Annotated in this window: 24 protein-coding genes; 12 read left to right on the forward strand and 12 right to left on the reverse strand. The window is 72.4% G+C overall.

Translation table 11 applies throughout. The annotated features are described in order from the left end of the window. Nucleotides 1–9: 9 nt before the first annotated feature. On the reverse strand, nt 10–744 hold the full coding sequence (locus tag OHB41_RS13295) for a ZIP family metal transporter (protein WP_266698197.1): 735 nt from the start codon (nt 742–744) through the stop codon (nt 10–12). A gap of 118 nt (nt 745–862) precedes the next feature. Between OHB41_RS13295 and cobM the strand changes: the two genes are divergently transcribed. The 6 genes from cobM to cobC are packed head-to-tail and all read left to right on the forward strand — an operon-like array spanning nt 863 to nt 7,318. Further along, on the forward strand, nt 863–1,687 hold the full coding sequence (gene cobM / locus OHB41_RS13300; protein WP_266698199.1) for a precorrin-4 C(11)-methyltransferase: 825 nt from the start codon (nt 863–865) through the stop codon (nt 1,685–1,687). Then, the gene (cbiE, locus tag OHB41_RS13305) at nt 1,684–2,976 is read left to right on the forward strand and encodes a precorrin-6y C5,15-methyltransferase (decarboxylating) subunit CbiE (RefSeq protein ID WP_266698201.1); all 1,293 of its coding nucleotides are present in this window, start codon (nt 1,684–1,686) and stop codon (nt 2,974–2,976) included. Before cobM ends, cbiE begins: the two co-directional genes overlap by 4 nt. Continuing rightward, nucleotides 2,973–4,682, forward strand: coding sequence for a precorrin-3B C(17)-methyltransferase (gene cobJ, locus OHB41_RS13310; protein WP_266698203.1), 1,710 nt, complete (start codon nt 2,973–2,975; stop codon nt 4,680–4,682). The genes cbiE and cobJ overlap by 4 nt, the downstream gene beginning before the upstream one ends. Next, nucleotides 4,679–5,281, forward strand: a complete 603-nt coding sequence (locus OHB41_RS13315; RefSeq protein ID WP_266698205.1) for a precorrin-8X methylmutase — start codon at nt 4,679–4,681, stop codon at nt 5,279–5,281. Before cobJ ends, OHB41_RS13315 begins: the two co-directional genes overlap by 4 nt. Continuing rightward, complete coding sequence (locus OHB41_RS13320) at nt 5,278–6,222, forward strand: sirohydrochlorin chelatase (RefSeq protein WP_266698206.1); 945 nt, start codon at nt 5,278–5,280, stop codon at nt 6,220–6,222. The genes OHB41_RS13315 and OHB41_RS13320 overlap by 4 nt, the downstream gene beginning before the upstream one ends. Beyond that, on the forward strand, nt 6,212–7,318 hold the full coding sequence (gene cobC, locus OHB41_RS13325) for an Rv2231c family histidinol phosphate aminotransferase CobC (protein ID WP_266698208.1): 1,107 nt from the start codon (nt 6,212–6,214) through the stop codon (nt 7,316–7,318). Before OHB41_RS13320 ends, cobC begins: the two co-directional genes overlap by 11 nt. Nucleotides 7,319–7,670: 352 nt before the next feature. Here cobC and OHB41_RS13330 read toward each other — a convergent pair whose 3' ends face one another. From OHB41_RS13330 to OHB41_RS13350, 5 genes are all read right to left on the reverse strand, one after another. Then, on the reverse strand, nt 7,671–8,606 hold the full coding sequence (locus OHB41_RS13330; protein WP_266698209.1) for an SCO1860 family LAETG-anchored protein: 936 nt from the start codon (nt 8,604–8,606) through the stop codon (nt 7,671–7,673). Between the two features lie 189 nt (nt 8,607–8,795). Further along, on the reverse strand, nt 8,796–9,887 hold the full coding sequence (locus OHB41_RS13335; protein ID WP_266698210.1) for an amidohydrolase family protein: 1,092 nt from the start codon (nt 9,885–9,887) through the stop codon (nt 8,796–8,798). A 10-nt stretch (nt 9,888–9,897) separates the two neighbouring features. Further along, nucleotides 9,898–10,719: an amino acid ABC transporter ATP-binding protein gene (locus OHB41_RS13340; RefSeq protein ID WP_266698212.1), complete on the reverse strand. Its 822-nt coding sequence runs from the start codon at nt 10,717–10,719 to the stop codon at nt 9,898–9,900. Further along, nucleotides 10,716–11,549, reverse strand: coding sequence for an amino acid ABC transporter permease (locus tag OHB41_RS13345; RefSeq protein WP_266698213.1), 834 nt, complete (start codon nt 11,547–11,549; stop codon nt 10,716–10,718). Before OHB41_RS13345 ends, OHB41_RS13340 begins: the two co-directional genes overlap by 4 nt. Further along, nucleotides 11,546–12,394 carry a transporter substrate-binding domain-containing protein gene (locus OHB41_RS13350; RefSeq protein ID WP_266698214.1) on the reverse strand — a complete coding sequence of 283 codons (849 nt, stop codon included), beginning with the start codon at nt 12,392–12,394 and terminating at the stop codon, nt 11,546–11,548. The genes OHB41_RS13345 and OHB41_RS13350 overlap by 4 nt, the downstream gene beginning before the upstream one ends. A gap of 292 nt (nt 12,395–12,686) precedes the next feature. Here OHB41_RS13350 and OHB41_RS13355 point away from each other — a divergent pair, with 292 nt between their 5' ends. Further along, nucleotides 12,687–13,808: a pyridoxal-phosphate-dependent aminotransferase family protein gene (locus tag OHB41_RS13355; protein ID WP_266698215.1), complete on the forward strand. Its 1,122-nt coding sequence runs from the start codon at nt 12,687–12,689 to the stop codon at nt 13,806–13,808. A 74-nt stretch (nt 13,809–13,882) separates the two neighbouring features. On the opposite strand, the gene OHB41_RS13360 is transcribed toward OHB41_RS13355, so the two are convergent. Then, nucleotides 13,883–14,695, reverse strand: a complete 813-nt coding sequence (locus OHB41_RS13360) for a GbsR/MarR family transcriptional regulator (protein WP_266698217.1) — start codon at nt 14,693–14,695, stop codon at nt 13,883–13,885. A 246-nt stretch (nt 14,696–14,941) separates the two neighbouring features. Here OHB41_RS13360 and OHB41_RS13365 point away from each other — a divergent pair, with 246 nt between their 5' ends. The 5 genes from OHB41_RS13365 to thpD all read left to right on the forward strand — a co-directional run bounded on the left by OHB41_RS13365 (nt 14,942) and on the right by thpD (nt 19,229). Beyond that, nucleotides 14,942–15,613: a DUF4097 family beta strand repeat-containing protein gene (locus OHB41_RS13365; RefSeq protein WP_266698218.1), complete on the forward strand. Its 672-nt coding sequence runs from the start codon at nt 14,942–14,944 to the stop codon at nt 15,611–15,613. 411 nt (nt 15,614–16,024) lie between these two features. Then, complete coding sequence (gene ectA, locus OHB41_RS13370; RefSeq protein ID WP_266698220.1) at nt 16,025–16,582, forward strand: diaminobutyrate acetyltransferase; 558 nt, start codon at nt 16,025–16,027, stop codon at nt 16,580–16,582. 29 nt (nt 16,583–16,611) lie between these two features. Beyond that, nucleotides 16,612–17,883: a diaminobutyrate--2-oxoglutarate transaminase gene (gene ectB / locus OHB41_RS13375; RefSeq protein ID WP_266698222.1), complete on the forward strand. Its 1,272-nt coding sequence runs from the start codon at nt 16,612–16,614 to the stop codon at nt 17,881–17,883. A gap of 52 nt (nt 17,884–17,935) precedes the next feature. Beyond that, nucleotides 17,936–18,334 carry an ectoine synthase gene (locus OHB41_RS13380; protein WP_266698223.1) on the forward strand — a complete coding sequence of 133 codons (399 nt, stop codon included), beginning with the start codon at nt 17,936–17,938 and terminating at the stop codon, nt 18,332–18,334. A 7-nt stretch (nt 18,335–18,341) separates the two neighbouring features. Continuing rightward, nucleotides 18,342–19,229: an ectoine hydroxylase gene (gene thpD, locus OHB41_RS13385; RefSeq protein WP_266698224.1), complete on the forward strand. Its 888-nt coding sequence runs from the start codon at nt 18,342–18,344 to the stop codon at nt 19,227–19,229. Nucleotides 19,230–19,313: 84 nt separating this feature from the next. Here the strand turns inward: thpD and OHB41_RS13390 are convergent, their stop codons facing one another. The 5 genes from OHB41_RS13390 to OHB41_RS13410 form a co-directional block, all read right to left on the reverse strand. Next, nucleotides 19,314–20,363, reverse strand: coding sequence for an aminotransferase class V-fold PLP-dependent enzyme (locus tag OHB41_RS13390; RefSeq protein ID WP_266698225.1), 1,050 nt, complete (start codon nt 20,361–20,363; stop codon nt 19,314–19,316). Between the two features lie 97 nt (nt 20,364–20,460). Then, nucleotides 20,461–21,180, reverse strand: coding sequence for a DsbA family oxidoreductase (locus OHB41_RS13395; protein WP_266698227.1), 720 nt, complete (start codon nt 21,178–21,180; stop codon nt 20,461–20,463). Nucleotides 21,181–21,267: 87 nt separating this feature from the next. Continuing rightward, a complete protein-coding gene (locus OHB41_RS13400) occupies nt 21,268–21,771 on the reverse strand; it encodes a GNAT family N-acetyltransferase (RefSeq protein ID WP_451289694.1) in 504 nt (167 codons plus the stop codon). Nucleotides 21,772–21,831: 60 nt separating this feature from the next. Beyond that, complete coding sequence (locus OHB41_RS13405; protein WP_168527495.1) at nt 21,832–22,440, reverse strand: DUF1349 domain-containing protein; 609 nt, start codon at nt 22,438–22,440, stop codon at nt 21,832–21,834. Between the two features lie 123 nt (nt 22,441–22,563). Continuing rightward, entirely contained in the window at nt 22,564–24,093 is a 1,530-nt protein-coding gene (locus tag OHB41_RS13410) for an aldehyde dehydrogenase (NADP(+)) (RefSeq protein ID WP_266698234.1), read from the reverse strand. Between the last annotated feature and the right edge of the window lie 48 nt (nt 24,094–24,141).

A 24,141-nucleotide genomic window follows, 5' to 3' on the forward strand; every position in this document is an offset into this window, starting at 1 on the left:
CACGGAAGATCATCCGGTTCCGGCGAGGCCGACCACCAGCCAGATGAAGGCCGCGCCGCCGACCGTGAACAGCAGGGTCGAGCGGGCCGGGTGCTCGTGGTGCGCCTCGGGCAGGATCTCGGCGGCGGCGAGGTACAGCAGTACGCCGCCGAAGAGGCCGAGATAGCCGCCGAGCAGGTCCACCGGGATGGTGAAGAAGAGCGTGGAGGCGGCGCCGACGACCGGGGCCGCCGCGTCGGCGAACAGCATCGTGATCGCCTTGCGGCGCGCGTTCCCGTACAGGCTCGTGATCGTGTATGTGTTGAAGCCGTCCGCGAAGTCGTGCGCGACCACCGCGAGGGCGACCGCCAGGCCCATGCCGCCACCCACCTGGAAGGCGGCGCCGATCGCGACGCCGTCCATGGCGCTGTGGCCGACCATCGCGGCGGCGGCCGTCAGGCCCACCTCCGGCGCCCGGCCGGTGCACTCCTCGCCGCCGTGCGCGGCCTGCCGGGCCGCCAGCAGCCGTTCCACCAGATGGGCGAGGAGGAACCCGGCGACGAACAGCAGCAGCGCGGCCGGTACGCCGAAGACCTCGTCGCCCGCCGTGCGCAGCGCCTCCGGCAGCAGGTCCAGGCCGACCACGCCCAGCATCAGCCCACCGGCCAGACCGAGCACCAGATGACGGCGGTCGGTCACCCGCTGTGCCGTCCAGCCGCCGGCCAGCGTCATCAGGAACGCGCCGAGCGCGACGAGGACCGCCATAAGCCCTTGCTATCCGATCAGGCCCCGGTCTCGCATGTCCAACGGCCGGGAAGCCACCGATCCGGCTACCGAAATCTTTTCGCAGCACCCGAGTTTTCGTAGGAGAGGACCGATTCCCATGGCCGATGCCCCCACCGGCAAGGTGACCTTCGTCGGGGCCGGGCCCGGCGCCGCCGACCTGCTGACGTTCCGCGCCGCGCGCGCGATCGCCGAGGCCGACGTCGTGATCTGGGCGGCCAGCCTGGTGCAGGCCGAGGTCCTCGAACACGCGCGAGAGGGCGCGGAGATCCTGGACTCGGCGACGATGTCCCTGGAGGACGTCGTCGCCGTGTACGAGCGCGCCGCCCGTGAGGGCCTGAAGGTGGCCCGGATCCACTCCGGCGACCCGGCCCTGTGGGGCGGCACGCAGGAGCAGCTCGACCGGTGCGCGGACCTGGACGTCGAGACCGAGATCGTGCCCGGTGTCTCCTCCTTCTCCGCGGTGGCCGCGCTCGCCCTGCGCGAGCTGACGATTCCCGAGGTCGCGCAGTCCGTGATCCTCACCCGGCTCGGCGGCGGCAAGACGCCGATGCCGCCCGGCGAGGAGGTGCGGGAGTTCGCCCGGCACGGGACGACCATGGCGCTGTTCCTGTCGGCGGCCCGCAGCGGCCAGCTGGTACGGGAACTGCTGGAGGGCGGCTATCCGACCTCGACACCGGTCGTGGTCGCCTACCAGGCGACCTGGCCCGAGGAGCTGGTCGTCCGGTGCACGATCGGGACCCTGGAGGAGACGGTCAAGGAGCACAAGCTCTGGAAGCACACGCTGTTCCTGGTCGGTCCGGCGCTCGACGCGAGCGGCACCCGTTCGCACCTCTACCACCCCGGTCACTTCCACGGCTTCCGCAAGGCCGACCCGCGGGCCCGCGCGGAGCTGCGTGCGGCGCGGCGCGGCAGCACGTCGTGATCACCGTCGTCGGTACGGGGACGGGGGCGCCGCTGCCACCGGACGCCGAGGCCGCCGTGGCGCGGGCCGACCTGGTCGTGGGGGCCCGGCGCCATCTGGCGGCCGCGCGGCCGCCGGCGGCCGCCGAACAGGTCGTCCTCGGGCCGCTCGCCCCCGCCCTCGACACCGTCGAGCGGTACGTGGCGAAGACGGAGCACGAGGACCGGGGAGAGGGCGCGGAAGGGGCGCGGGGCGGCCGGGTCGTCGTGCTCGCCTCCGGCGACCCCGGGTTCTTCGGGATCGTGCGGGCACTGGCCGAGCGGTTCGGGCCGGAGCGGCTGGACGTCCGGCCCGGTGTCTCGTCGGTCGCGACCGCCTTCGCGCGGCTCGGGCTGCCCTGGGACGACGCGGTGGTGGTGAGCGCCCACGGGCGTGACCTGCGCACCGCCGTACACGTCTGCCGGTCCCACCCGAAGGTGGCCGTGCTGACCGGGCCCGGCTCCGGCCCCGCCGAACTCGGCGCCGCCCTCACCCACCGCTCCGACGCACGCGTCCTCGTCGTGGCGAGCGCCCTCGGCGATCCCGCGCGCGAACGCGTGGAGCGGGTCACGCCCGCCGAGGCCGCGGCCCGCGACTGGGGTACGGCGGTCAGCGTCGTCCTGTGCCTGGACGAGTCGCGTGCCCTCGCTCCCGTGCGGACGGTCGCCGGGCCGGCCGCCGGCCCCGACCGCTGGGCCCTGGACGAGAGCGAGTTCGCCCACCGCGACTCGATGATCAGCAAGTTCGAGGTACGGGCGCTCGCGCTGGCCCGGATCGGGCCACGCGTCGGTGACCTGGTCTGGGACGTCGGGGCGGGCTCCGGGTCCGTCGCCGTCGAGTGCGCGCGGTTCGGTGCCGCCGTCACCGCGATCGAGAAGACGCGGGACGGCTGCGACCGGATCCGCGCCAATGCCGGGGCGCACGGGGTCGAGGTGCGGGTCGTGCACGGGGCGGCGCCCACCGTGCTGTCCCATCTGGACGATCCGGACGCCGTCTTCATCGGCGGTGGCGGGCGGGAGCTGCCCGCCATCGTGACGGCCTGCGCGCGGCGCGCCCGGCGGGCCGTCGTCGTCGCCATGGCCGCGCTGGACCGGGTCCCGGCGGCCCGGGACGCGCTCGACGCCGCCGGGTTCGCCTGCGACGGCGTGCTTCTGCAGTCCTCCCGGCTCGCGCCGCTGCCGGGGAACGTCACCCGGCTCGCGGCCACCAATCCCGTCTTCCTGCTGTGGGGCGTCCGGCCCCCGGCCCGTACCGAAGGAGTCCCCCAGTGATCGGCCTGATTTCCGCCACGGCGGCGGGCGCGGCTGCCCGTGACCGGCTGGCCGCCGCCTGGCCCGCTCGTACCCGCGTGTACGACGGGTCGGGCGGGGACGCCGGGTCCGTCGGGGACGCCGTACGGCGCGCCTTCGGGGAGTGCGACCGGCTGGTGTGCTTCCTCGCCACGGGCGCGGTGGTGCGGCTGATCGCACCGCTGCTGGACGACAAGACGACCGACCCCGGGGTCGTGTGTGTCGACGAGGCCGGGCGGTTCGCCGTGTCCCTCGTCGGTGGGCACGGCGGCGGAGCGAACGAACTGGCGCGTGAGGTCGGCGATTTGCTCGGCGCCGAGCCCGTGGTGACGACGGCGACGGACGCGGTGGGGGTGCCCGGCCTGGACACGCTGGGCCTTCCCGTGGAGGGAGACGTCGCCGGGGTGAGCCGGGCCCTGCTGGACGGTGAACCCGTCGGCCTGGACGCCGCAACGGTCTGGCCGCTGCCCGCGCTGCCGTTCGCGGCGGACGGTGCGTACACGGTCCGGGTCACCGACCGGGTCGTCGCGGCCGCCGAGCGTCTGGTGATCCTCCGCCCGCCTTCCCTCGTCGTCGGCGTGGGGGCCTCGAAGGGCGCCCCCGTGGACGAAGTGCTCGGGCTCGTCGAGGACGCCCTGCGGGACGCGGGGCTGTCCGCGCGGTCCGTCGCCGAGCTCGCCACCGTCGACGCCAAGGCCGAGGAGCCCGGCGTCGTCGGGGCCGCCGCGCGGCTCGGGGTGCCCCTGGTCACGTACACCGCCGGGGAGTTGGCGACGGTCGACGTGCCGAACCCCTCCGGCGCGCCGCTCGCCGCCGTGGGCACGCCCTCCGTGGCCGAGGCCGCGGCCCTGGTGCGCGGCGGTGAACTCCTGGTCCCCAAGCGGAAGTCGGCGCGGACGGACGGGCAGCCCGCCATGGCCACCTGTGCGGTCGTACGCCGCCCGGCGCGCGGCCGACTGGCGGTGGTCGGGCTCGGTCCCGGCGCCCGTGACCTGCTCACCCCCCGGGCCAGGGAGGAGTTGCGCCGGGCCTCGGTGCTCGTCGGGCTCGACCAGTACGTCGACCAGATCCGCGATCTGCTGCGGCCCGGCACCCGGATCCTGGAGTCGGGGCTCGGCGCCGAGGAGGAGCGGGCGCGCACGGCGGTGTCCGAGGCCCGGCGCGGGCAGGCCGTCGCGCTGATCGGCAGCGGGGACGCGGGCGTGTACGCGATGGCCTCCCCCGCGCTGGCCGAGGCGTCCGACGACATCGACGTGGTCGGGGTGCCCGGGGTGACCGCCGCCCTCGCGGCGGCGGCGATCCTCGGCGCGCCCCTCGGCCACGACCACGTCTCGATCAGCCTCTCCGACCTCCACACCCCCTGGGAGGTCATCGAGCGGCGGGTACGGGCGGCGGCCGAGGCCGATATCGTCGTGACGTTCTACAACCCCCGCAGCCGGGGCCGCGACTGGCAGCTCCCGAAGGCGCTCGCGATCCTCTCCGGGCACCGGGAGCCGACGACGCCGGTGGGCGTCGTCCGCAACGCCTCGCGCCCCGACGAGAGCAGTCGCCTCACCACCCTCGCGGGACTCGATCCCGCGACGGTGGACATGATGACCGTCGTGACCGTGGGCAACACGGCGACCCGCGAGATCGCCGGGCGCATGGTGACGCCGCGCGGCTACCGCTGGCAGGAGGAGCCCAAGTGAGCCAGGCCTTCCCGGAGTCCCGGGTCGTGCACCCCATCGAGCAGGAGTCCTTCCGGCGGCTGCGCGCCCGTCTGGACACCTCGCACTTCCCGCCACTGACACGTGCCGTCGTGGAGCGGGTCGTCCACTCCGCGGCGGACCTCGGCTACGCGAGCGACCTCGTCACCGACGAGGGCGCCCTGGCCGGGGCACACACCGCGCTGCACGCCGGGGCACCGGTCGTGGTGGACGTGGAGATGGTCGCGGCGGGCATCACCCGCCGCGACACCGTCTGCCGCCTCAGGGACGCCAGGTCCGGTCCGGGGCTGACCCGGTCGGCCCACGCGATCCGGCTCGCGTACGAGGACGTCGGGCCCGGCGCGCTCTGGGTGATCGGCTGCGCGCCGACCGCCCTGGAGGAACTCCTCACCCTGCACGCCGATCCGGCGCTCGTCATCGGTCTGCCCGTCGGCTTCGTCGGCGCGGCCGAGTCCAAGGCCGCGCTGCGCGAGAGCGGACTGCCCGCTGTCAGCAACGTGTCCGAGAAGGGCGGGTCGGCGGTCGCCGCCGCCGCGCTCAACGCCCTGCTGTACCACCCCGTACCGAAGGAGAAACCGTGACCACCCCGCCCCCCGCCCTGCTCATCGCCGGACACGGCACCCGGGACGAGGCCGGAGCCGAGGCCTTCCGCTCCTTCGTAAGGGAGTTGGGCCGCCGCCACCCCGAACTTCCCGTCGCCGGCGGCTTCATCGAACTGTCGCCGCCCCCGCTCGCCGAAGCGGTGGGCGAGCTGGTGGACCAGGGTGTACGACGGTTCGCCGCCGTCCCGCTGATGCTGGTGTCCGCCGGACACGCCAAGGGCGACATCCCGGCCGCGCTGGCCCGCGAGAAGGAGCGGCACCCCGGGATCTCCTACACGTACGGGCGCCCGCTGGGTCCGCACCCGTCCCTGCTCGCGGTGCTGGAGCGGCGGCTCGACGAGGTCCTCGGCGGCACCGCCCGTACCCCCGCGGACCGGGCCGACGTCACCGTGCTGCTCGTCGGGCGGGGCTCCACCGACCCGGACGCCAACGCCGAGGTGCACAAGGCGGCGCGGCTCCTGTGGGAGGGACGCGGGTACGCCGGGGTGGAGACGGCGTTCGTGTCGCTGGCCGCGCCGGACGTGCCGTCGGGTCTGGACCGCTGTGTGCGGCTGGGCGCCCGCCGGATCGTCGTCCTGCCCTACTTCCTCTTCACGGGCATCCTGCCGGACCGGGTGCGGCAGCAGACCGAGGGCTGGGCGGCGGCGCACCCCGACGTCGAGGTGCGCTCGGCCGACGTCATCGGTCCGGAGCCGGAGCTGCTCGACCTGGTCATGGAGCGGTACCGGGAGGCCGTGCGGGGGGACCTGCGGATGAACTGCGACTCCTGCGTCTACCGCGTCGCGCTGCCCGGCTTCGAGGACAAGGTGGGGCTCCCCCAGCAGCCGCACTTCCATCCGGACGACGACGGCCACCACCACGACGGTCACCACGGGCACCACCACGGTGGTCCCGCGCACTCCCCCTCCCATGCGCACTGACGACGCCGGGAATCCCGGGCACGACGGGAACGCCACCCGGGCGGACGGGCACGATCTGCGGCACCACGGCGACGCCGAGGTGCGGGACGGCGGTCCGGCTCTCACCGACCTCGCGGTGAACGTCCGCGCGGACACGCCTCCGGTGTGGCTGCGCGAGCGGATCGCAGCGTCGCTGGGCGGCCTCGCCGCGTATCCGGACGGACGGGCCGCACGGGCCGCGGTGGCGGCGCGGCACGGGCTGCCGCTGGAGCGGGTGCTGCTGACCGCGGGCGCCGCCGAGGCCTTCGTGCTGCTCGCCCGCGGCCTGAAGGTCCGTCAGCCCGTCGTGGTGCACCCACAGTTCACCGAGCCGGAGGCGGCGCTGCGGGACGCGGGGCACGCCGTCGACCGGGTGCTGCTGCGCGAGGAGGACGGCTTCCGGCTTGATCCGCGGGCGGTGCCGGAGGACGCGGACCTCGTCGTGATCGGGAATCCGACCAACCCGACGTCGATACTGCACCCCGCCGCGTCGCTCACGGAACTCGCCCGGCCCGGACGGACGTTGGTCGTCGACGAGGCGTTCATGGACGCGGTGCCGGGAGAACGCGACTCGCTGGCCGGGCGGACGGACGTGCCCGGACTGGTCGTGCTGCGCAGCCTCACGAAGACGTGGGGGCTGGCCGGGCTGCGGATCGGCTACGTCCTCGCCGATCCCGGGACGATCGCGGAGCTGTCGCGGGCGCAGCCGCTGTGGCCGGTGTCCACGCCCGCGCTCACCGCGGCCGAGGCCTGTGTGTCGCCCCGGGCGCTGGCGGAGGCCGGCCACGCGGCCCGGCGGGTCGCCGCGGACCGGGCCCATCTGGTGGCGGGCCTCCGGGAGTTCGAACCGGACGGGTTGCGGGTCGTGGAGCCCGCGGACGGTCCGTTCGTCCTGGTGCGGTTGCCCCGGGCGGCGGCGGTGCGGGACCGGCTGCGCGGGCTGGGGTTCGCGGTGCGGCGCGGGGACACGTTCCCGGGGCTCGGGGAGGAGTGGCTCCGCCTGGCCGTACGCGACCGGGCGACCGTCAACGGGTTCCTGCAGGCGCTGGACCGGGCGATGGCGGCGGCGGGGAGCTGAGACGGGGGGTGCGGCAGGGGGTTCTTTCGCCCCCGCCGCCCCTACCCTCCCCCAAGCTCTCGGCTTCGCTCGAACAGGGGGACCCCCATCATCCGTACCAGGGGGCTCCGCCCCCAGACCCCCGATCGCCCGAAGGGCTCGCCCTCGAACGCCGGACGGGCTGGACAGGCGAGCCCGCGCCGAAAGTTCCCGCACTGATGACGCCGGGCACGGCCATTCCCCCTTAAGGGGCGCGGGGAACTGCGCGACCAGCCCCCACCGGCCGGCACCCGACCACCCCACCCGCCGGGGCCGGGGCACGGGAACCGCGCGACCAGCCCCCACTCACCCGCACCCGGCGAGGACCCCGGCGTCAGGGACGCGTGCGGCGCCGGCCCAGAGCGATCGCTCCCGCGCCCGCGGCCAACAGCACCACCCCGGCCCCGACGGCATAGGGCGTCGCCGACGACCCCCCGGTCTCGGCCAGCCCCTCCGTCTTCGCCTTCGCCGCAGGGGGCGCCTGCGCCGCCGCCCCCTGCGGCGTCACCTCGGACACGGGCGCGGCACCGCCGCCCGGCCGCGCCGGCGCGGCCGGAGCCTCGCACGAGACACCCGCGAGGGTCAGCGTCCCCTCCACCTCGGCCACGTTCAGCTTCAACGGGTTGATGGACACCTTGAGGACGAGCGCGGACGCGGCCGCCGTACGCGACGAGGTCTGCGCCTTGGAGAAGTCGATACGGACCTCACCCACCCCCGGCACCTTCACCTCCGTCGGGCCGCCCGCCGTGACGGTGACCTTCTTGCCGAGGACCGTCACCGCGCCCAGCACGTTCGTCGAGGCGACCGGCTTCCGGCCCGCCTCACAGGTCGCCGTGGAGGTGACCTGTGAGACCTCGACCAAGGAGAGCAGCGGAAGCCCGGGGACATGGATCCTGGCGTGCGCGAGGTTCGTGGACGCCTCCGCCTTCGACGGTGACACCGTCGCCTTCGCGGTGGCGGCGTCCGCGCGCACCACACTGAACGGCCGGCCGCCGGCCACACCGTCCAACCGGGCTGTCAGCGCGGTGCGTTCGGCGCTCCGCGGCGCCTGCACCTCGTTGAGGGAGACGGCGAGCGGGACCTTCACCGTCTTGTTGAGCAGGGACACGTCGAGCCCGGTACGCAGGACGACGGCGCTCGCCCGGCCCTGCGCGCCGGTGGCGTGCGCGGAGCCCGCACCGGCCAGCGCCACCGGACCGGCGGCGAGGACGGTGGCCGCCGCGGTGGCGGTGAACCGGCGTGCGGGCATGCGGAAGTAGTGGGTGTTCAAGGGTGGGACCCCCAGGAGAGAAAGCTTGGGACCCGGAAAGAATTACGTACTAAGAGTGAACGGTCAGCAACCTGGCGTGACTTCACTCCAACGTGGCGCATCCGTGAATCCATTCGATTCCCACGGCACGGGAGTTGCCCGGCGTCCCACCACCGAGTGCGCCGCCTCGAACACCCAGGTCACCGTCCGCTACCCGACCGGTCGCCCGTTCAGCACCACGAGGCGCGGAGCGCGCAGCACGCGTACGTCCGCGCGCGGATCCCCCTCGTACACCACCAGGTCCGCCGGCGCCCCCTCGTCGAGCCCCGGCCTGCCGAGCCACCGCCGGGCGCCCCAGGTCGTCGCGGAGAGCGCCTCGACCCGTGGGATGCCCGCGGTCACCAGCTCGGCGACCTCGCCCGCGACCAGTCCGTGCGGGAGCGTGCCGCCCGCGTCCGTACCGACGTAGACCGGGATTCCGGCGTCGTACGCGGCGCGCACGGTGTCGTACCGCCGCTCGTACAGCCGACGCATGTGCGCGGACCAGCGCGGGAACTTGGCGTCACCCCCGTCGGCGAGCCGCGGGAAGGTGGCGATGTTCACGAGGGTGGGGACGATCGCGACCCCGCGCGAGGCGAACAGCGGGATGGTGTCCTCGGTCAGCCCGGTCGCGTGCTCGATACAGTCGATGCCGGCCTCGACCAGGTCGCGCAGGGAGTCCTCGGCGAAGCAGTGCGCGGTGACCCGGGCGCCCAGCCGGTGGGCCTCGGCGATCGCGGCCTCGACGGCGTCCCGGGGCCAGCAGGCGCCCAGGTCGCCCGTGCCGCGGTCGATCCAGTCGCCGACCAGTTTCACCCAGCCGTCGCCGCGCGCGGCCTCCCGGGCGACGTACGCGACCAGGTCCTCCGGCTCGATCTCGTGCGCGTAGTTGCGGATGTAGCGGCGGGTGCGGGCGATGTGGCGGCCCGCGCGGATGATCTTCGGGAGGTCGGCGCGGTCGTCGATCCAGCGGGTGTCGGAGGGTGAGCCGGCGTCCCGGACGAGCAGGGTGCCCGCGTCCCGGTCGGTCAGCGCCTGCTTCTCCGAGACCTCGTCGGGAACGGGCCCGTGCTGGTCGAGTCCGACATGGCAGTGCGCGTCGACGAGGCCGGGCAGCACCCAGCCTTCGACGCCGCGGACGTCACGGGCGCCGGCGGGGCGCTCGTAGGAGATTCTCCCGCCGACGACCCAGAGTTCGTCCCTGACCTCGTCGGGCCCGACGAGCACCCGCCCCTTCACGTGCAGCACCGCGCGATCGCTCATGGACTGCACCCTAGTTCGGGCCCTGACCCTCCCGGTCCACCCGGTCCACCCGGTCCACCTGGTCGGGAGTCCCCTCCTCCACGTCCGCCATCGCGGGGTCCAGCAGCCGGGAGAGGAAGTGGCGGGTGCGCTCGTTGGCCGGGGCGCCGATGACCTGCTCGGGGGTGCCGTCCTCGACGATCACCCCGCCGTCCATGAAGACGACCCGGTCGGCGACCTCGCGCGCGAACGTCATCTCGTGGGTGACGACCATCATCGTCATGCCCTCGTTCGCCAGCCTGCGCATCACCGCGAGCACGTCGCCGACGAGTTCGGGGTCCAGGGCCGAGGTCGGCTCGTCGAAGAGCATCACCTCGGGACCCATGGCGAGCGCGCGGGCGATCGCCACCCGCTGCTGCTGGCCGCCGGAGAGCGAGGCGGGGTAGGCCTCGGCCTTCTCCGACAGGCCCACCCGCCTGAGGTTCTCGGCGGCCACCTTCGCCGCCTGTTCCTTGTCCCGCCCGAGCACCCGGCGCTGCGGCAGCGTGAGGTTCTCGGTCACCGACAGGTGCGGGAAGAGGTTGAACTGCTGGAAGACCATGCCGATGCGGCGGCGCACGGCGTCGATGTCGACATCGGGGTCCGTGACCTCCGTCCCGCCGACGAGGACCTGACCCCTGGTGGGTTCCTCCAGGAGGTTCACGCAGCGCAGCAGCGTGGACTTGCCGGAGCCGGACGGCCCGATGACGCAGACGACCTCGCCCGAGCCGATCTCCAGGTCGATGCCGCGCAGCACCTCGTTGTCACCGAAGGACTTGTGCAGGTCCTTCACTTGGATCTCGGGCCTGCTCACTTGGTGGCCTCCCCGGCCTTCGCCTCAAGACGGCGTACGACGAATCCGAGCGGGATCGTGACCAGCAGATAGCACAGGCCCGCGACCAGGATCGGCGTGGAGTTGGCGGTCTGGCTGGCCAGGTCGCGCCCGAACTTGGTGAGTTCGCGCTCCTCCAGCGTGACGCCGAGGAAGAGCACCAGCGAGGAGTCCTTGAAGAGGAGCACCAGTTCGTTGGTGAGCGGCGGGATCACGATGCGGAACGCCTGCGGGATGATGATCGAGACCATGGCCCTCGCGTGCGAGAAGCCCAGCGAACGGGCCGCCTCCATCTGGCCCTTGGGGACCGCCTGGATGCCCGCCCGGATCGTCTCGGCCATGTACGCGGCCGAGACCAGGCCGAGCGCGAGCGCCACCTTGCCGTACGTACCGCCGGGAATCTCCGTCCCCGGGAAGGCCAGCGGGACCGCGACACCCACGAAGACGAAGATCAGCAGGGCGGGCAGGCCCCGGAAGATCTCGATGTAGATGCCGGCGACCCAGCGGTAGGGGCCCACCGGGGACAGCCGCATCAGGGCGATGACCATGCCGAGCACGAGACCGACGACGAATCCGGACATCGTGTAGAGCACGGTGTTCTTCAGCGCCAGCGTGATGACGTCCGGGAACATCTGCCGGACCAGGTCCCACTGGGCGAACTGGTTCTTCAGACGTCCCCAGTCGGCCGTGACGGCGAAGGCGATCACGGCCGCGACGAAGACGACGTACTGGGCGCCGCGCGAGAGCGTGCGCTTCTGCCGCCGGGTCAGGCCGGACCTGCGGGGCTGTACTTGTGCGTCGCCGCCCCTCATGAGGCGGACGGTGAGGCCGTGGCGGCGCTCTCGTCGTACGGGCCGATCCACTTCTCGTACAGCTTCTTGTACGTGCCGTCCGCCTTCGCGTCCTTGATCGCCGTGTTGATGGCGTCGACGAGCTTGGTGTTGCCCTTCTTCACCGTGAAGCCGTACTGCTCACCGGTGTTGAGGTTGTCCACCACCTTGAAGGCGCCCGCGTTGGCCTTGTCCTTCAGCCAGCCCTGGACGACCGGGTAGTCGATGATGACGGCCTGGACCTGGCCGGTGCGCAGGCCGTTGAGCACCGCGTCGGAGGACTCGAAGGAGACCGGGTCGAAGCCCTGCTTGCGCGCGTAGTCCTCACCGGTGGTCTGCGCCTGGGCGCCGAGCTTCTTCCCCTTGGCCTTCACTCCCGCGAGGGAGTCGATGCCGCTCTTCTTGTCGACCAGGACGGCCTGGGTGGCTTCGAAGTACGGGTCCGAGAAGTCGACGTTCTTCTTGCGCTCCGGGGTGATCGTCATGCCGGCCGCGGCGAGGTCGCACTGGCCGGAGTTGAGGAACGCGCCCGTCTTGAAGTTCTCGAAGGGCGTGTCCACGATGGCCTGCTTCACGCCGAGGTTCTTGGCGACCAGGTCGATCAGCGAGACGTCGAAGCCCTGCACCTTTCCGCCGATCTCCGACTGGAAGGGCGGGTACGGAAGGTGGGTGCACGTCGTGAGCTGCCCCGCCTTCACCAGGGGAACGCCGTGGGCGGTGGTCTTGCCCCCGCCGCCGCCCGAGGAACACCCGGCCACGAGCAGCAGCCCGGCCGTCGCGGTGGTGGCGGCCAGCATGCGCGTCCGGCGTCCGGGGACCGAGTTCACGGAGACCTCCTGTGGGGGAACTAAGGCTTCCGATTATAAGGAAAAGTTTGACTTACTCAAACCAATCCGATGGCTGTTGCGCCGTTCGGCCTCAGAAGTCATGCCTCCCGAGGCTCCCTGACCATGACCCACGGCCCGTCCGGACGTGGGTCCGACGGTCGCCGCGGAGTCGGTCCGCACCGTCCCCATCTGCCCCGCCGGCGCCCGGCGCACACACGCGCCACCGGCGACACCGCCCGTCCTCCGGCCGCCCGGGGGTGCCGGATACGCTCGGAGCTGCGCATTGGAACCCGTGAGCGAAGAGAGCAACGCCGTGACCCACCCCTTCCTGGACCTCGCCCCGCTGAGCGCCGCGCACTTCGCGTCGATCGAGGACCGGGTGGCGCGGCTGCTCTCCACCGAGCAGGACGTCGTGATCACCCAGGGCGAGGCGCTGCTGCCGCTGGAGGGCGCGATCCGCGGCACCGCCGGACCCGGCACCACCGCGCTCAACGTGATCACCGGGCCGTACGGGCAGACCTTCGGGGACTGGCTGCGGGACTGCGGGGCCACGGTCATCGATCTCGCGGTGCCGTTCCACACCGCGGTGACGGCCGCGCAGGTGCGCGACGCCTTCGCCGAGCACCCGTCGATCGACTTCGTCTCGCTGGTGCACGCGGAGGCCGCGACCGGCAACACCAACCCCGTCGCGGAGATCGGCGAGGTGGTCCGCGAGCACGGCGCGCTGTTCTACCTGGACGCCGTCGCGTCGATCGGCGCGGAGCCGGTGCTGCCGGACGCGTGGGGAGTCGACCTGTGCGTGATCGGGGCGCAGAAGGCCATGGGCGGCCCGGCCGGTGTGTCGGCCGTGTCCGTGAGCGAACGGGCGTGGGCGCGGATGGCGGCCAACCCCGGGGCGCCCCGGCGGTCCTACCTGTCCCTGCTGGACTGGAAGGAGCGGTGGGTCGACGGCGGGCGCAAGGCGTTGCTGCACGCGCCGGCGCAGTTGGAGATGCTGGCGCTGGAGGCGTGTGTCGAGCGGATCGAGGGTGAGGGGCTCGACGCGGTGATGGACCGGCACGCCTCGGCCGCGGCGGCGACGCGGGCGGGGGCGGTGGCTCTCGGCGGGGGGCTCGAGCCGTATGTGCACCGGGCCGGGGACGCGGCGCCGGTCGCGACGACCCTGCGGGTGCCGGCCGGGGCCGACGCGACGGCGCTCGTCGCCAGGGCGCTGGCGGCGGACCCGGTGCTGCCGCTGGTCGCGGGCGGGGGCGCGCTGGCGAAGGAGATGATCCGCGTCAACCACTACGGTCCCGATGCGACGCGGGGCGTCGTGCACTCCTGTCTCGCCGCCGTCGGCGCCGCGCTGACCGAGTCCGGACATGCGGTGGACCTGGAGGGGGCCCGGCGTGCGGTGACGGAGGTGTGGGGGTAGGCCGAGGGCGCGACCGCCCCGCCTCGCCTCGCCGGGCTCCGGGCTCCTGGCTCCTGGCTCCTGGCCCGCCGTGCCTACCCCTCCCCGTCGCCCTCCGAGGGCTCGCCCCCGGACCTGCGTGCCGCCTCGACGGTCTCGTCCTCGGACACCGGGCGCGCCGGCTGCCCGGCGGCCGACTCGGGTTTCGCGTGGAGGATGTCACGGGCCTGCTCGGCGGCGCGGGCGATGCTCTCGGAGACGAAGTCGAGGAAGCGCGCGATGTTCTCCAGGCGGGTGGCGGCCGGGGTGCCCGGACCCAGGACGCGGACGCCTTGCCGGGTGGTCTCGACGAGCTGTGCGGTGGACCGGGCGCTGGCCATCATCGACTGGTACCAGATGTCGTCGTCGACGATGTAGCGCTCGCGGCGGCGTTCGTCGCGCTCCCGGCGGACAAGGCCCTGGCTCTCGAGGAACGCGATCGCCTTGGAGACGGACGCCGGGCTGACCTGGAGGCGCTGGACGAGTTCGGACGCGGTGAGGCTGCCCGCGTCGCTGATGCAGAGGCAGGCCAGCACCCGGGACATCATCCTGGACATGCCCGACTGCATGATCACCGTGGTGAACGTCTCCTCGTACTCGCGCACCGCCTCGGCGTCCCGGCCGTGGGGCTGCGGGGGCGCTTCCGCCTCCTGGGGCGCGGTCTGCCTGCGGCGGTGGGCGCGGCGTTCGGTGGCGCGGTGGGCGAGGTCGGCGCGGTACGCGGCCGGACCGCCGTTGCGCATGACCTCGCGGGTGATGGTCGAGGTCGGACGGTCGAGACGTCTGGCGATCTCCGCGTAGGCGAGGCCGTCGGCCAGTCCCAGCGCGACCTGCTGACGTTCCTGCTGGGTGAGTCTGCCTCCCGGCATCGCGGTCTCCTTCATCGTCCGTGGTGCCTCCAGCATAGCGTTCACCCCCAATTCATTGCAACGCATCAAGCGATCCCTGTTGCATTAGCTTTAAACTCATTGCAACGAAATCTCACCATCTACCTGCAACGTTCGCTCTTCTACGCAACGAACCTGTTGTCAGACCATTGAACGCAACGTAGCGTTTCCAACAACAGAAACGACGACGGGCGACAGGAGTCCGCGTCGCAGAAGAAGGAGAGCACGATGCAGAAGTACGACACCCCCGCCCCCGTCTCGGCCGTCCTCGACATCCCCGCGGGCCGCGTCCGGTTCGTCGCCGCCGACCGGACCGACACCACGGTCGAGATCCTGCCCGCGGACGCCTCCAAGAGCCGCGACGTCGAGGCGGCGGAGCAGACCGAGGTCACCTACGGCGACGGCGTCCTGCGGATACGGACCGCGGCGGCGAGGCACCGGGTCCTCGGCGCCTCCGGAGCCGTCGAGGTGACGGTCCGGCTGCCCGCCGGCTCCCGCGTCGACGCGAAGGCGGCCGACGCCGGACTCCGGTGCGTCGGACGGCTCGGCGACGTCGCCTTCGAGGGCGGCCGGGCCACGGTCGAGCTCGACGAGGCCGAGAGCACCCGCCTCACCCTCCTCGCCGGCGACATCTCGGTCGGCCGCCTGGCCGGCCCCGCTGAGATGAGCACCCGGAAGGGCGACATCCACATCACCGAGGCCGTACGCGGCACGGTCGCGCTGCGCACCGAGCACGGCGAGATCTCGGTCGGCGCCGCCCACGGGGTCTCCGCGTCCCTGGACGCCGGCACCGGCTACGGCCGGATCCACAACGCGCTCAAGAACACCGGCGGCGCCGGAGCCGGCCTGAGCATCCGGGCGACCACCACCTACGGCGACATCAGCGCCCGCGCCCTGTGAGACGGAGAGCACCCCTCGGGCGGTGCGCACCGACATCCGTCGGTGCGCACCGCCCCTTTCGTGTGCGAGATCCGGGGGGACATCCACGGACTCGACACAACGTGCATTCACTCCGCTTATTCGGGTATTAATTCAGCGTAGGTTCCCATATTCTCCTGCCCGCTTTCTCTGTCGCTAAACGCAAAGATTTCGCGAACGCCAATCGACATGATTCGGGCAGATCTCATGGCCATTACATCGCTGTGACACACTCCACAGGACGTCCGCTTCCTCCCCCAATATACGGACAGAACCGTACCTTTCGATGGCCGCCGGGCAGGTGCTTACGAGCACGGGATAACACACGACCGCTCCGCACGTAACCCCCCTCGACGATGCATTTTCAAATTTCCATCGGTAAATTCAATCCGCATGACCGCCGCACAGACAGACCTGCCAGCGGAATTCCTGGAAATGCCAGAGGGCCTTCGGATCGACCGTCCGGAGGTGGCCGACGGGGCCGCCCTCTGGCGTATCGCCAAGGACTCCGGAACCCTCGACCTGAACTCCTCGTACAGCTATCTGCTGTGGTGCCGTGACTTCGCCGGCACCTCGGTGGTCGCCCGCGACACGGCGGACCCCGACGGGCTCCCCGTCGGTTTCGTCACCGGGTACGCCCGGCCCGAGCGCCCGGACACCCTGCTCGTCTGGCAGGTCGCCGTCGACGCCTCGCACCGCGGACGGGGACTGGCCGCGGCCCTGCTCGACGGGCTGACCGCGCGGGTCGCCCGGGAGCGGACGATCAGCGGGGTCGAGACCACCATCACTCCCGGCAACATCGCCTCCGAACGCCTCTTCACCTCGTACGCCGCCCGCCACGGCGCGAGTGTCGAGCGCGAGGTGCTGTTCGGGTCGGGGCACTTCCCGAACAGCCCGGACGGGCCCCACGACCCCGAAGTCCTGTACCGCATCGGTCCCCTCTCCCTCTGACCCCCCACGCACCGAGGAGCGATTCCGCCGTGACCATCACCCCGCCCGACCTGAGCGTCTTCGAGACCCTGGAGTCGGAGGTGCGCAGCTACTGCCGCAGCTGGCCCACCGTCTTCGACCGGGCGCAGGGCAGCCGGATGTACGACGAGGACGGCCACGCGTACCTCGACTTCTTCGCCGGCGCCGGTTCCCTCAACTACGGGCACAACAACCCGGTACTCAAACGCGCGCTGATCGACTACCTGGAACGCGACGGCGTCACCCACGGTCTCGACATGTCGACGACCGCCAAACGCGCGTTCCTCGAGACCTTCCAGAACCTCGTGCTGCGACCGCGTGACCTGCCGTACAAGGTGATGTTCCCGGGCCCCACCGGCACCAACGCCGTGGAGTCCGCGCTGAAGCTGGCGCGGAAGGTGAAGGGGCGCGAGGCGATCGTGTCCTTCACCAACGCCTTCCACGGGATGTCGCTCGGGTCGCTCGCCGTCACCGGCAACGCCTTCAAGCGCGCCGGAGCCGGAGTGCCGCTCGTGCACGGCACCCCGATGCCGTTCGACAACTACTTCGACGGCCAGGTGCCGGACTTCCTCTGGTTCGAACGTCTGCTGGAGGACCAGGGGTCCGGCCTCAACCGGCCCGCCGCGGTCATCGTGGAGACCGTCCAGGGTGAGGGCGGCATCAACGTCGCCCGGCCCGAGTGGCTGCGCGCCCTCGCCGACCTGTGCCGCCGGCGGGACATGCTGCTGATCGTCGACGACATCCAGATGGGCTGCGGGCGGACGGGAGCGTTCTTCTCCTTCGAGGAGGCGGGGATCGTGCCCGACATCGTGACCGTGTCCAAGTCCATCAGCGGCTACGGACTGCCCATGTCGCTGTGCCTGTTCAAGCCCGAGCTGGACGTCTGGGAGCCCGGCGAGCACAACGGCACCTTCCGCGGCAACAACCCCGCTTTCGTCACGGCGGCCGCGACCCTGGAGACGTACTGGTCGGACGGCTCCGCCATGGAGAAGCAGACCCGCACCCGCGGCGAGCAGATCGAGCAGGGCCTGATCTCCATCACCGAGGAGAACCTCGCCGACGTCCGGGAGTACCGGGGGCGCGGGCTCGTCTGGGGGCTGGAGTTCCACGAGAAGGAGCGCGCGGGGCGCGTCGCGCAGCGCGCCTTCGAACTCGGGCTGCTCATCGAGACCTCGGGGCCGGAGAGCGAGGTCGTGAAACTCCTCCCGGCGCTCACCATCACCCCCGACGAACTCGACGAAGGCCTGCGCACCCTCGCCCGCGCCGTGCGCGAGACCCTCTGAGACCCACCCCGAACCCCGCACCCGAGCCACGAGAGAGAGGCATCGCAGCATCGTGATAGTCCGTTCGTTCAAGGACATCGAAGGCACCGACCGGCACGTGAAGTCGGCCTCGGGCACCTGGGAGAGCAAGCGCGTCGTCCTCGCCAAGGAGAAGGTCGGCTTCTCCGTGCACGAGACGATCCTGTACGCGGGCACGGAGACGTCGATGTGGTACGCGAACCACATCGAGGCCGTCGTGTGCGTCGAGGGCGAGGCCGAACTCACCGACGACGAGACCGGGTTCACGTACACGATCACACCCGGCACCACGTACCTCCTCGACGGACACGAGAGGCACACGATGCGGATCAAGGAGGACTTCCGCTGCATCTGTGTCTTCAACCCGCCCGTCACCGGGCGCGAGGACCACGACGAGAACGGCGTCTACCCGCTGCTCACCGAGGAGGTGTGACCCGCCGATGACCACCCTCACCGATCTCTACCCCAGCCGCGGCGCCACCGAGGTGTCCGTACCCCGCCAGGACCCGGTCGTGTGGAGCGCGCCGGGCGAACCCGGCCCGATCACCCCCTCCGAACTGCACACGTACGAGCGTGACGGCTTCCTCCCCGTGGAGGAGCTCCTCAGCGAGGACGAGGTCGCCGTGTACCGGCAGGAGTTGGAGCGGATCGTCACCGATCCCGCGATCCGGGCGGACGAGCGCTCGATCGTCGAGCCGAAGTCGCTCGAGATCCGGTCCGTCTTCGAGGTGCACCGGATCAGTGAGATCTTCGCCCGTCTCGTCCGCGACGAGCGCGTGGTCGGGCCGGCCCGGCAGATCCTCGGCTCGGACGTCTACGTCCACCAGTCGCGGATCAACGTCAAGCCGGGTTTCGGGGCCAGCGGGTTCTACTGGCACTCGGACTTCGAGACCTGGCACGCCGAGGACGGGCTGCCGAACATGCGGACCGTGTCCGTGTCGATCGCGCTGACCGAGAACTACGACACCAACGGCGGCCTCATGATCATGCCGGGGTCGCACCGGACGTTCCTCGGCTGTGCGGGGTCCACCCCGGAGGACAACTACAAGCAGTCGCTGCAGATGCAGGACGCCGGCACGCCGTCCGACGAGGCGCTCACCGACTTCGCCACCCGGCACGGCATCAAGCTCTTCACGGGCCGGGCCGGTTCGGCGACCTGGTTCGACTGCAACTGCATGCACGGCTCGGGCGACAACATCACCCCGTTCCCGCGCAGCAACGTCTTCATCGTGTTCAACAGCGTGGAGAACGCGGCGGTGGAACCCTTCGCGGCGCCGGTGCGCAGGCCCGACTTCATCGGGTCCCGCGACTTCACCCCGGTGCGCTGACCCCGGACCGCGCCGGGACGCCCCGGACCGCCGACAGTGGCGGCCCGGGGCGTCGCGCTCTCCCGTGCCGGGAGTCGCCGGGTTTCAGGGGCGCAGGGCGTCCAGCAGCCGGTCGACGTCGGCGGACGTGTTGTACAGATGGAAGGCGGCGCGCAGGTTGCCCGCCCGGTCGGAGACCTCGACTCCGGCCTCGCTCAACTCCGGCTGCAGGCGGCCCAGTCCCGGTACGGAGACGATCGGCGAGCCGGGCGCGGGCACCGGTTCGTGACCGAGTTCCCGCAGCCCGGCGCGGAACCGGTCGGCGAGGCCGAGGTCGTGGGTGCGTACGCGCTCCACGCCCAGCTTCTCGAGGAGCTCCAGCGAATGCCGGGCGCCCGCGTACGAGAAGAGGCTGGGGCTCTCGTCGAACCGCCGTGCCGAGTGGGCGAGTTCCTCGACCGGGCCGTAGCAGCTGTCCCAGGGCGCCTGCCCCGCGACCCAGCCTGCGAACAGCGGTGTGAGCCCGCCGAAGTCCTCCGGGACGACCAGGAAGGCCACTCCGCGGGGACAGACGAGCCACTTGAAGGCGACGGAGGAGACGTAGTCGTAGGCGTCCGCCGTCAGCGGCAGCCAGCCGGCGGCCTGCGACGCGTCGACGTACGTCCGCGCGCCATGGGTCCGCGCGGCCTCGCGGATCGCGGGCAGGTCGGCGACCCGGCCGTCCGCGGACTGCGCGGCGCTGACCGCGACGAGTGCGGTGCCGGGGCGTACGGATTCGGCGAGCCGCTCCAGCGGTACGGCGCGCACCTTGAGGTCGCCGCGGGCGTGGAAGGGGTTCACCACGGAGCTGAAGTCGGCCTCGGCGGTGAGCACTTCGGCGCCGGGCGGCAGCGCGGCGGCGATCAGCCCGCTGTAGACGGCGACCGAGGCCCCGGCCGCCACCCGGGCCGCCGGGACTCCGGCCAGCCGCGCGAAGGAGGCACGGGCGGCCTCGACGTCCGCGAACATGTCGGCGGGGCGTCCGGCCGCCACGGACGCGACGGCGGTGCGCATGGCGTCCACCGCGCGGACCGGCAGCAGTCCGGTGCTCGCGGTGTTCAGATAGGTGTTCTTCGGGGCGAACTCGGCGCGTACGAGGCTCTCGAAGGTCTCCATGGGACCTACTCTGCGGCCCCGGGCACCCCCCGTCCATTGCGGACTTTTACCCGGTTCCCCTAAAGAACGCTTATGCAAGCGCCCCGACCAGGGATTTTCACCGCTGGGGCACGGCGCATCCGTCCGGGCCGCAGACCTCCGCGTCGGTGGAACCCTGCTGGATCAGCCGCAGCGGCGGGCGCTCTCCCCAGGCCTGGGTCAGCGCCTGGGTGAACACCTCGGCGGGCTGGGCGCCGGAGACTCCGTACTTGCGGTCCAGGACGAAGAACGGCACTCCGTTCGCGCCCAGCTCGGCCGCCTCGCGCTCGTCGGCGCGCACGTCGTCGGCGTACGCCTTCGGGTCGGCGAGGACCGTGCGGGCCGCGTCCGCGTCGAGTCCGGCCGCGACGGCCAGCTCCACGAGCCGCTCGTCGTCGCCGAAGACGGTCCGCTCCTCGGCGAAGTTCGCCCGGTACAACAGGCCGATCAGCTCGTCCTGACGGCCCTGCTCCTTGGCGAAGTGCAGGAGACGGTGCATGTCGAAGGTGTTGCCGTGGTCGCGGTCCCGGGTGCGGTAGGCGAGGCCCTCGGCGGCGGCCTGCGTGCCCAGGTTCTCCTCGCCGGCCTGTGCCTGCGCCTCGCTCATGCCGTACTTCTTGGTGAGCATCGCGAGGACGGGCTGGACGTCACCCTTGGCGCGGCCCGGGTCGAGTTCGAAGGAGCGGTGCACCACTTCGACCTCGTCGCGGTGCGGGAAGGCGTCGAGCGCCTTCTCGAAGCGCGCCTTTCCCACGTAGCACCAGGGGCAGGCGATGTCGGTCCAGATCTCGACGCGCATGTCTCGGCTCTCTCCAGGTCGTACGGGTAGGGGGGTAAGGCGGCACCCTCCACGGGTCCTCGTGCGGAAACGTTCAGGCGACCAGGTTCATTCCCCGGGGACGGTGTACCGCAGGAAGAGGTGGTGATCGCCCTCGGCCGGCGGGTTCTCCGGGTCCGGCACCCAGCCCTGGCGGGCGTAGAAGGCCTGCGCGCGTTCGTTGCCGACGTGCACGTCGAGCGTCGCCGTCCGCTTCCCGTCGGCCTGCCACTCCTCCACACAGGCCGCGTGCAGGGAGGTGCCGATGCCGTCCCGCCAGCGGTCGGGGGCGACGTGGAACTGGAAGAGCTTCACGGAGTCGGCGGGCGCGCCCTCGTCCGTACGGAAGGAGGCGATGCCCACGAGCCGGCCGTCGCGCACCGCGCACAGCACATGGGTGTCCGGGCGCTCGATGGCGCCCCGCCAGCGCGCCGGCCAGTCGGCTCCGTCGTCGGGCAGGCCGTCCGGGTAGTAGGTGGCACGGGCGCGGACATGCAGGTCGGCGATGGCGGCCGCCTCTCCGGCCAGCGCGGTCCTGATCACGAGGGAGCCGACGGTGCGGTGCGTTCTGATCACGTAGCGGAGGACGTGGCGGTGGGGGTTCCGGTTCCGGTCCGTCCGAACCGGCTGCGGTCAGCTGCCGTCCCTCAGGTCCTGGGGCCAGTGCGGGCGGAACTCGATGCCGTCGTACGTGACCACGCACCCCTCCCCCATCGGGGACTGCGTCATGAAGCCGACCAGCGCGTCGGACGTCTCCTTCTCGTCGCCCAGCGTGAAGAGCCGGATGAACGTCCAGTTCGTTCCGTTGCGCGAGGCGTGGAAGGCGAAGGCGCGGCCGGTCCTGCTGATCCGCAGCCAGACTGAACTCCCCTCCACGGTGAAGGAGTTGGCGTCGTCGGAATGGCCCCGGGTGACCACGGTGCAGACGGTGGGCACGTCCGGGGAGTACTCCAGGCACAGCTTCGCCCAGGCCCGCTCCCCCACGTGGACGTAGAGCACGCCCGCGTCGAAGGAGGCACCGAAGCCGACCGTGACCCGGGCGATCAGCTGGAAGTCCCCCTCGGGGGCGCCGAGCAGCCGGGGCGCGTCCGAGGCGGGGTCCAGGGCCTCGCCGGTGGGCGGCACGAAACGGTCCTGGCGACCGCCGGCCCAGCCCGCGAGCACCCCGTCCTCGTAGGACCAGTGCCCGTCCGGGCCGTACGTGCGCAGCGAGAAGGGAAGTTCAGGAAGTTCCAGGTCCATCCGCCAAGTCTCCCAGGTCCACCACGGTGCGCTCGAACGGGGCGCGGGCGACCGCGTGGCCGGCCCGAGCCGGCCCGCGGCCCGCCGCCGGCCGCGGGCCCGAGGACGCTTCCCGCCGAGTTGTCAGCGCTCCAGCCGCCCGTTGAACCGACGCGGCAGGTCCAACGGGTTGTCGTCCCTCAGTTCGGCGGGCAACAGCGCCTCGGGCGCGCCCTGATAGGCCACCGGCCGGAGCCACCGCTCGATCGCCGTGCCGCCGACGGAGGTCGACGTGGACGTCGTCGCGGGGTACGGACCACCGTGGTGCTGGGCCGGGGCGACGGCGACGCCCGTCGGCCAGCCGTTGACCACCACGCGCCCGGCGAGCGGCGTCAGCTCGGCGAGGATCTCGGCGCCGCGCCCCTGGCCGGCCGCTTCCTCGGCGGAGAGCTGCACGGTGGCGGTGAGGTTGCCGGGCAGACGGGCGAGGACCGCGCCGGCCTCGGACTCGTCCTCGTAGCGGGCGATCACCGTGAGCGGGCCGAAGCACTCCTCCAGGAGCAGGTCGTGCTCACCGGCGGTCGCGAGCTTCTGCGCGGGCACGGTCAGGAAGCCGGGGCTCACCGTGTGCTCGCCGCCCGCGCCGGGCGTCACCGGGGCCTCCACGCCGGGGAGTCCGGCGCGCTCGGCGACCCCGGCGACGAAGTTGTCGCGCATACGGTGGTCGAGGAGGACACCGGCGTCGGTGTTGCTGACGGCGTCGGTGAGCGACTTGACCAGACGGTCGCCGGCCGCGCTCGCCGGGGCCAGCACCAGGCCGGGCTTCACACAGAACTGGCCGACGCCCAGCGTCATCGAGCCCGCGAGTCCGGCACCGATCGCCTCGGCGCGCTCGGCCGCCGCGGCCTCGGTGACGACGACGGGGTTCAGGGAGCCGAGCTCGCCGTGGAAGGGGATCGGCACGGGGCGCGCGGCCGCCGCGTCGAAGAGCGCCCGGCCGCCACGGACGGACCCGGTGAACCCGGCCGCCGCGACCAGCGGATGCCGGACGAGTTCGACGCCCGCGTCGAAGCCGTGCACCAGGCCCACGACGCCCGCCGGGATGCCGTGCCGGCCAGCGGCCCGGCGCAGGACGGCCGCGACCAGCTCGGAGAGCGCCGGGTGGTCGGGGTGCGCCTTGACCACGACCGGGCAGCCGGCCGCCAGCGCGCTCGCCGTGTCGCCGCCGGCGACCGAGAAGGCGAAGGGGAAGTTCGAGGCCGAGTAGACGGCGACGACACCCAGCGGCACCTTGTAGCGGCGCAGGTCCGGGATCGGCGGGGTCGCCGTGTCATCGGGGTGGTTGATCACGACGTCGAGGAACGCGCCCTCGTCGACGATGTCCCCGAAGGCCCGCAACTGGTAGCAGGTGCGGGTGAGTTCGCCGGTGAGCCGGACCGGTCCGAGCGCGGTCTCCGCGTCGGCGGCCTCGACGAGGTGGTCCTTGGCCCCTTCGAGCAGGTCCGCGGCGGTACGCAGGAAGGCCGCGCGCGCGGTGCGGTCCAGGAGGGCTCCCCGGGCGGCGTGCGCGGCGCGGACGGTCTCGTCGACCTCCTGGGCTGTGGCCTCCACCGCAACCTGCTCGCGCTGCTTCCCGGTACGGGGGTCGACACTCCAGACTGGTGCTGCTGCCACCGGGGGTCCCTCCAGATGTGATGCCGCGGTTCTTGTGTCACCGACCAG

The organism is Streptomyces sp. NBC_01571, assembly GCF_026339875.1.
In the GTDB taxonomy this organism is placed as follows: domain Bacteria; phylum Actinomycetota; class Actinomycetes; order Streptomycetales; family Streptomycetaceae; genus Streptomyces.

Coding starts and splice junctions, on each gene's coding strand:
- OHB41_RS13295 (WP_266698197.1), bottom strand. CDS start 744: ATGGCGGTCCTCGTCGCGCTCGGCGCGTTCCTGATGACGCTGGCCGGC.
- ectA (WP_266698220.1), top strand. CDS start 16,025: ATGACCGCCGCACAGACAGACCTGCCAGCGGAATTCCTGGAAATGCCA.
- OHB41_RS13390 (WP_266698225.1), bottom strand. CDS start 20,363: ATGGAGACCTTCGAGAGCCTCGTACGCGCCGAGTTCGCCCCGAAGAAC.
- OHB41_RS13345 (WP_266698213.1), bottom strand. CDS start 11,549: ATGAGGGGCGGCGACGCACAAGTACAGCCCCGCAGGTCCGGCCTGACC.
- OHB41_RS13405 (WP_168527495.1), bottom strand. CDS start 22,440: ATGGACCTGGAACTTCCTGAACTTCCCTTCTCGCTGCGCACGTACGGC.
- thpD (WP_266698224.1), top strand. CDS start 18,342: ATGACCACCCTCACCGATCTCTACCCCAGCCGCGGCGCCACCGAGGTG.
- cobC (WP_266698208.1), top strand. CDS start 6,212: ATGCGCACTGACGACGCCGGGAATCCCGGGCACGACGGGAACGCCACC.
- cobM (WP_266698199.1), top strand. CDS start 863: ATGGCCGATGCCCCCACCGGCAAGGTGACCTTCGTCGGGGCCGGGCCC.
- OHB41_RS13365 (WP_266698218.1), top strand. CDS start 14,942: ATGCAGAAGTACGACACCCCCGCCCCCGTCTCGGCCGTCCTCGACATC.
- OHB41_RS13360 (WP_266698217.1), bottom strand. CDS start 14,695: ATGCCGGGAGGCAGACTCACCCAGCAGGAACGTCAGCAGGTCGCGCTG.
- OHB41_RS13335 (WP_266698210.1), bottom strand. CDS start 9,887: ATGAGCGATCGCGCGGTGCTGCACGTGAAGGGGCGGGTGCTCGTCGGG.
- OHB41_RS13395 (WP_266698227.1), bottom strand. CDS start 21,180: ATGCGCGTCGAGATCTGGACCGACATCGCCTGCCCCTGGTGCTACGTG.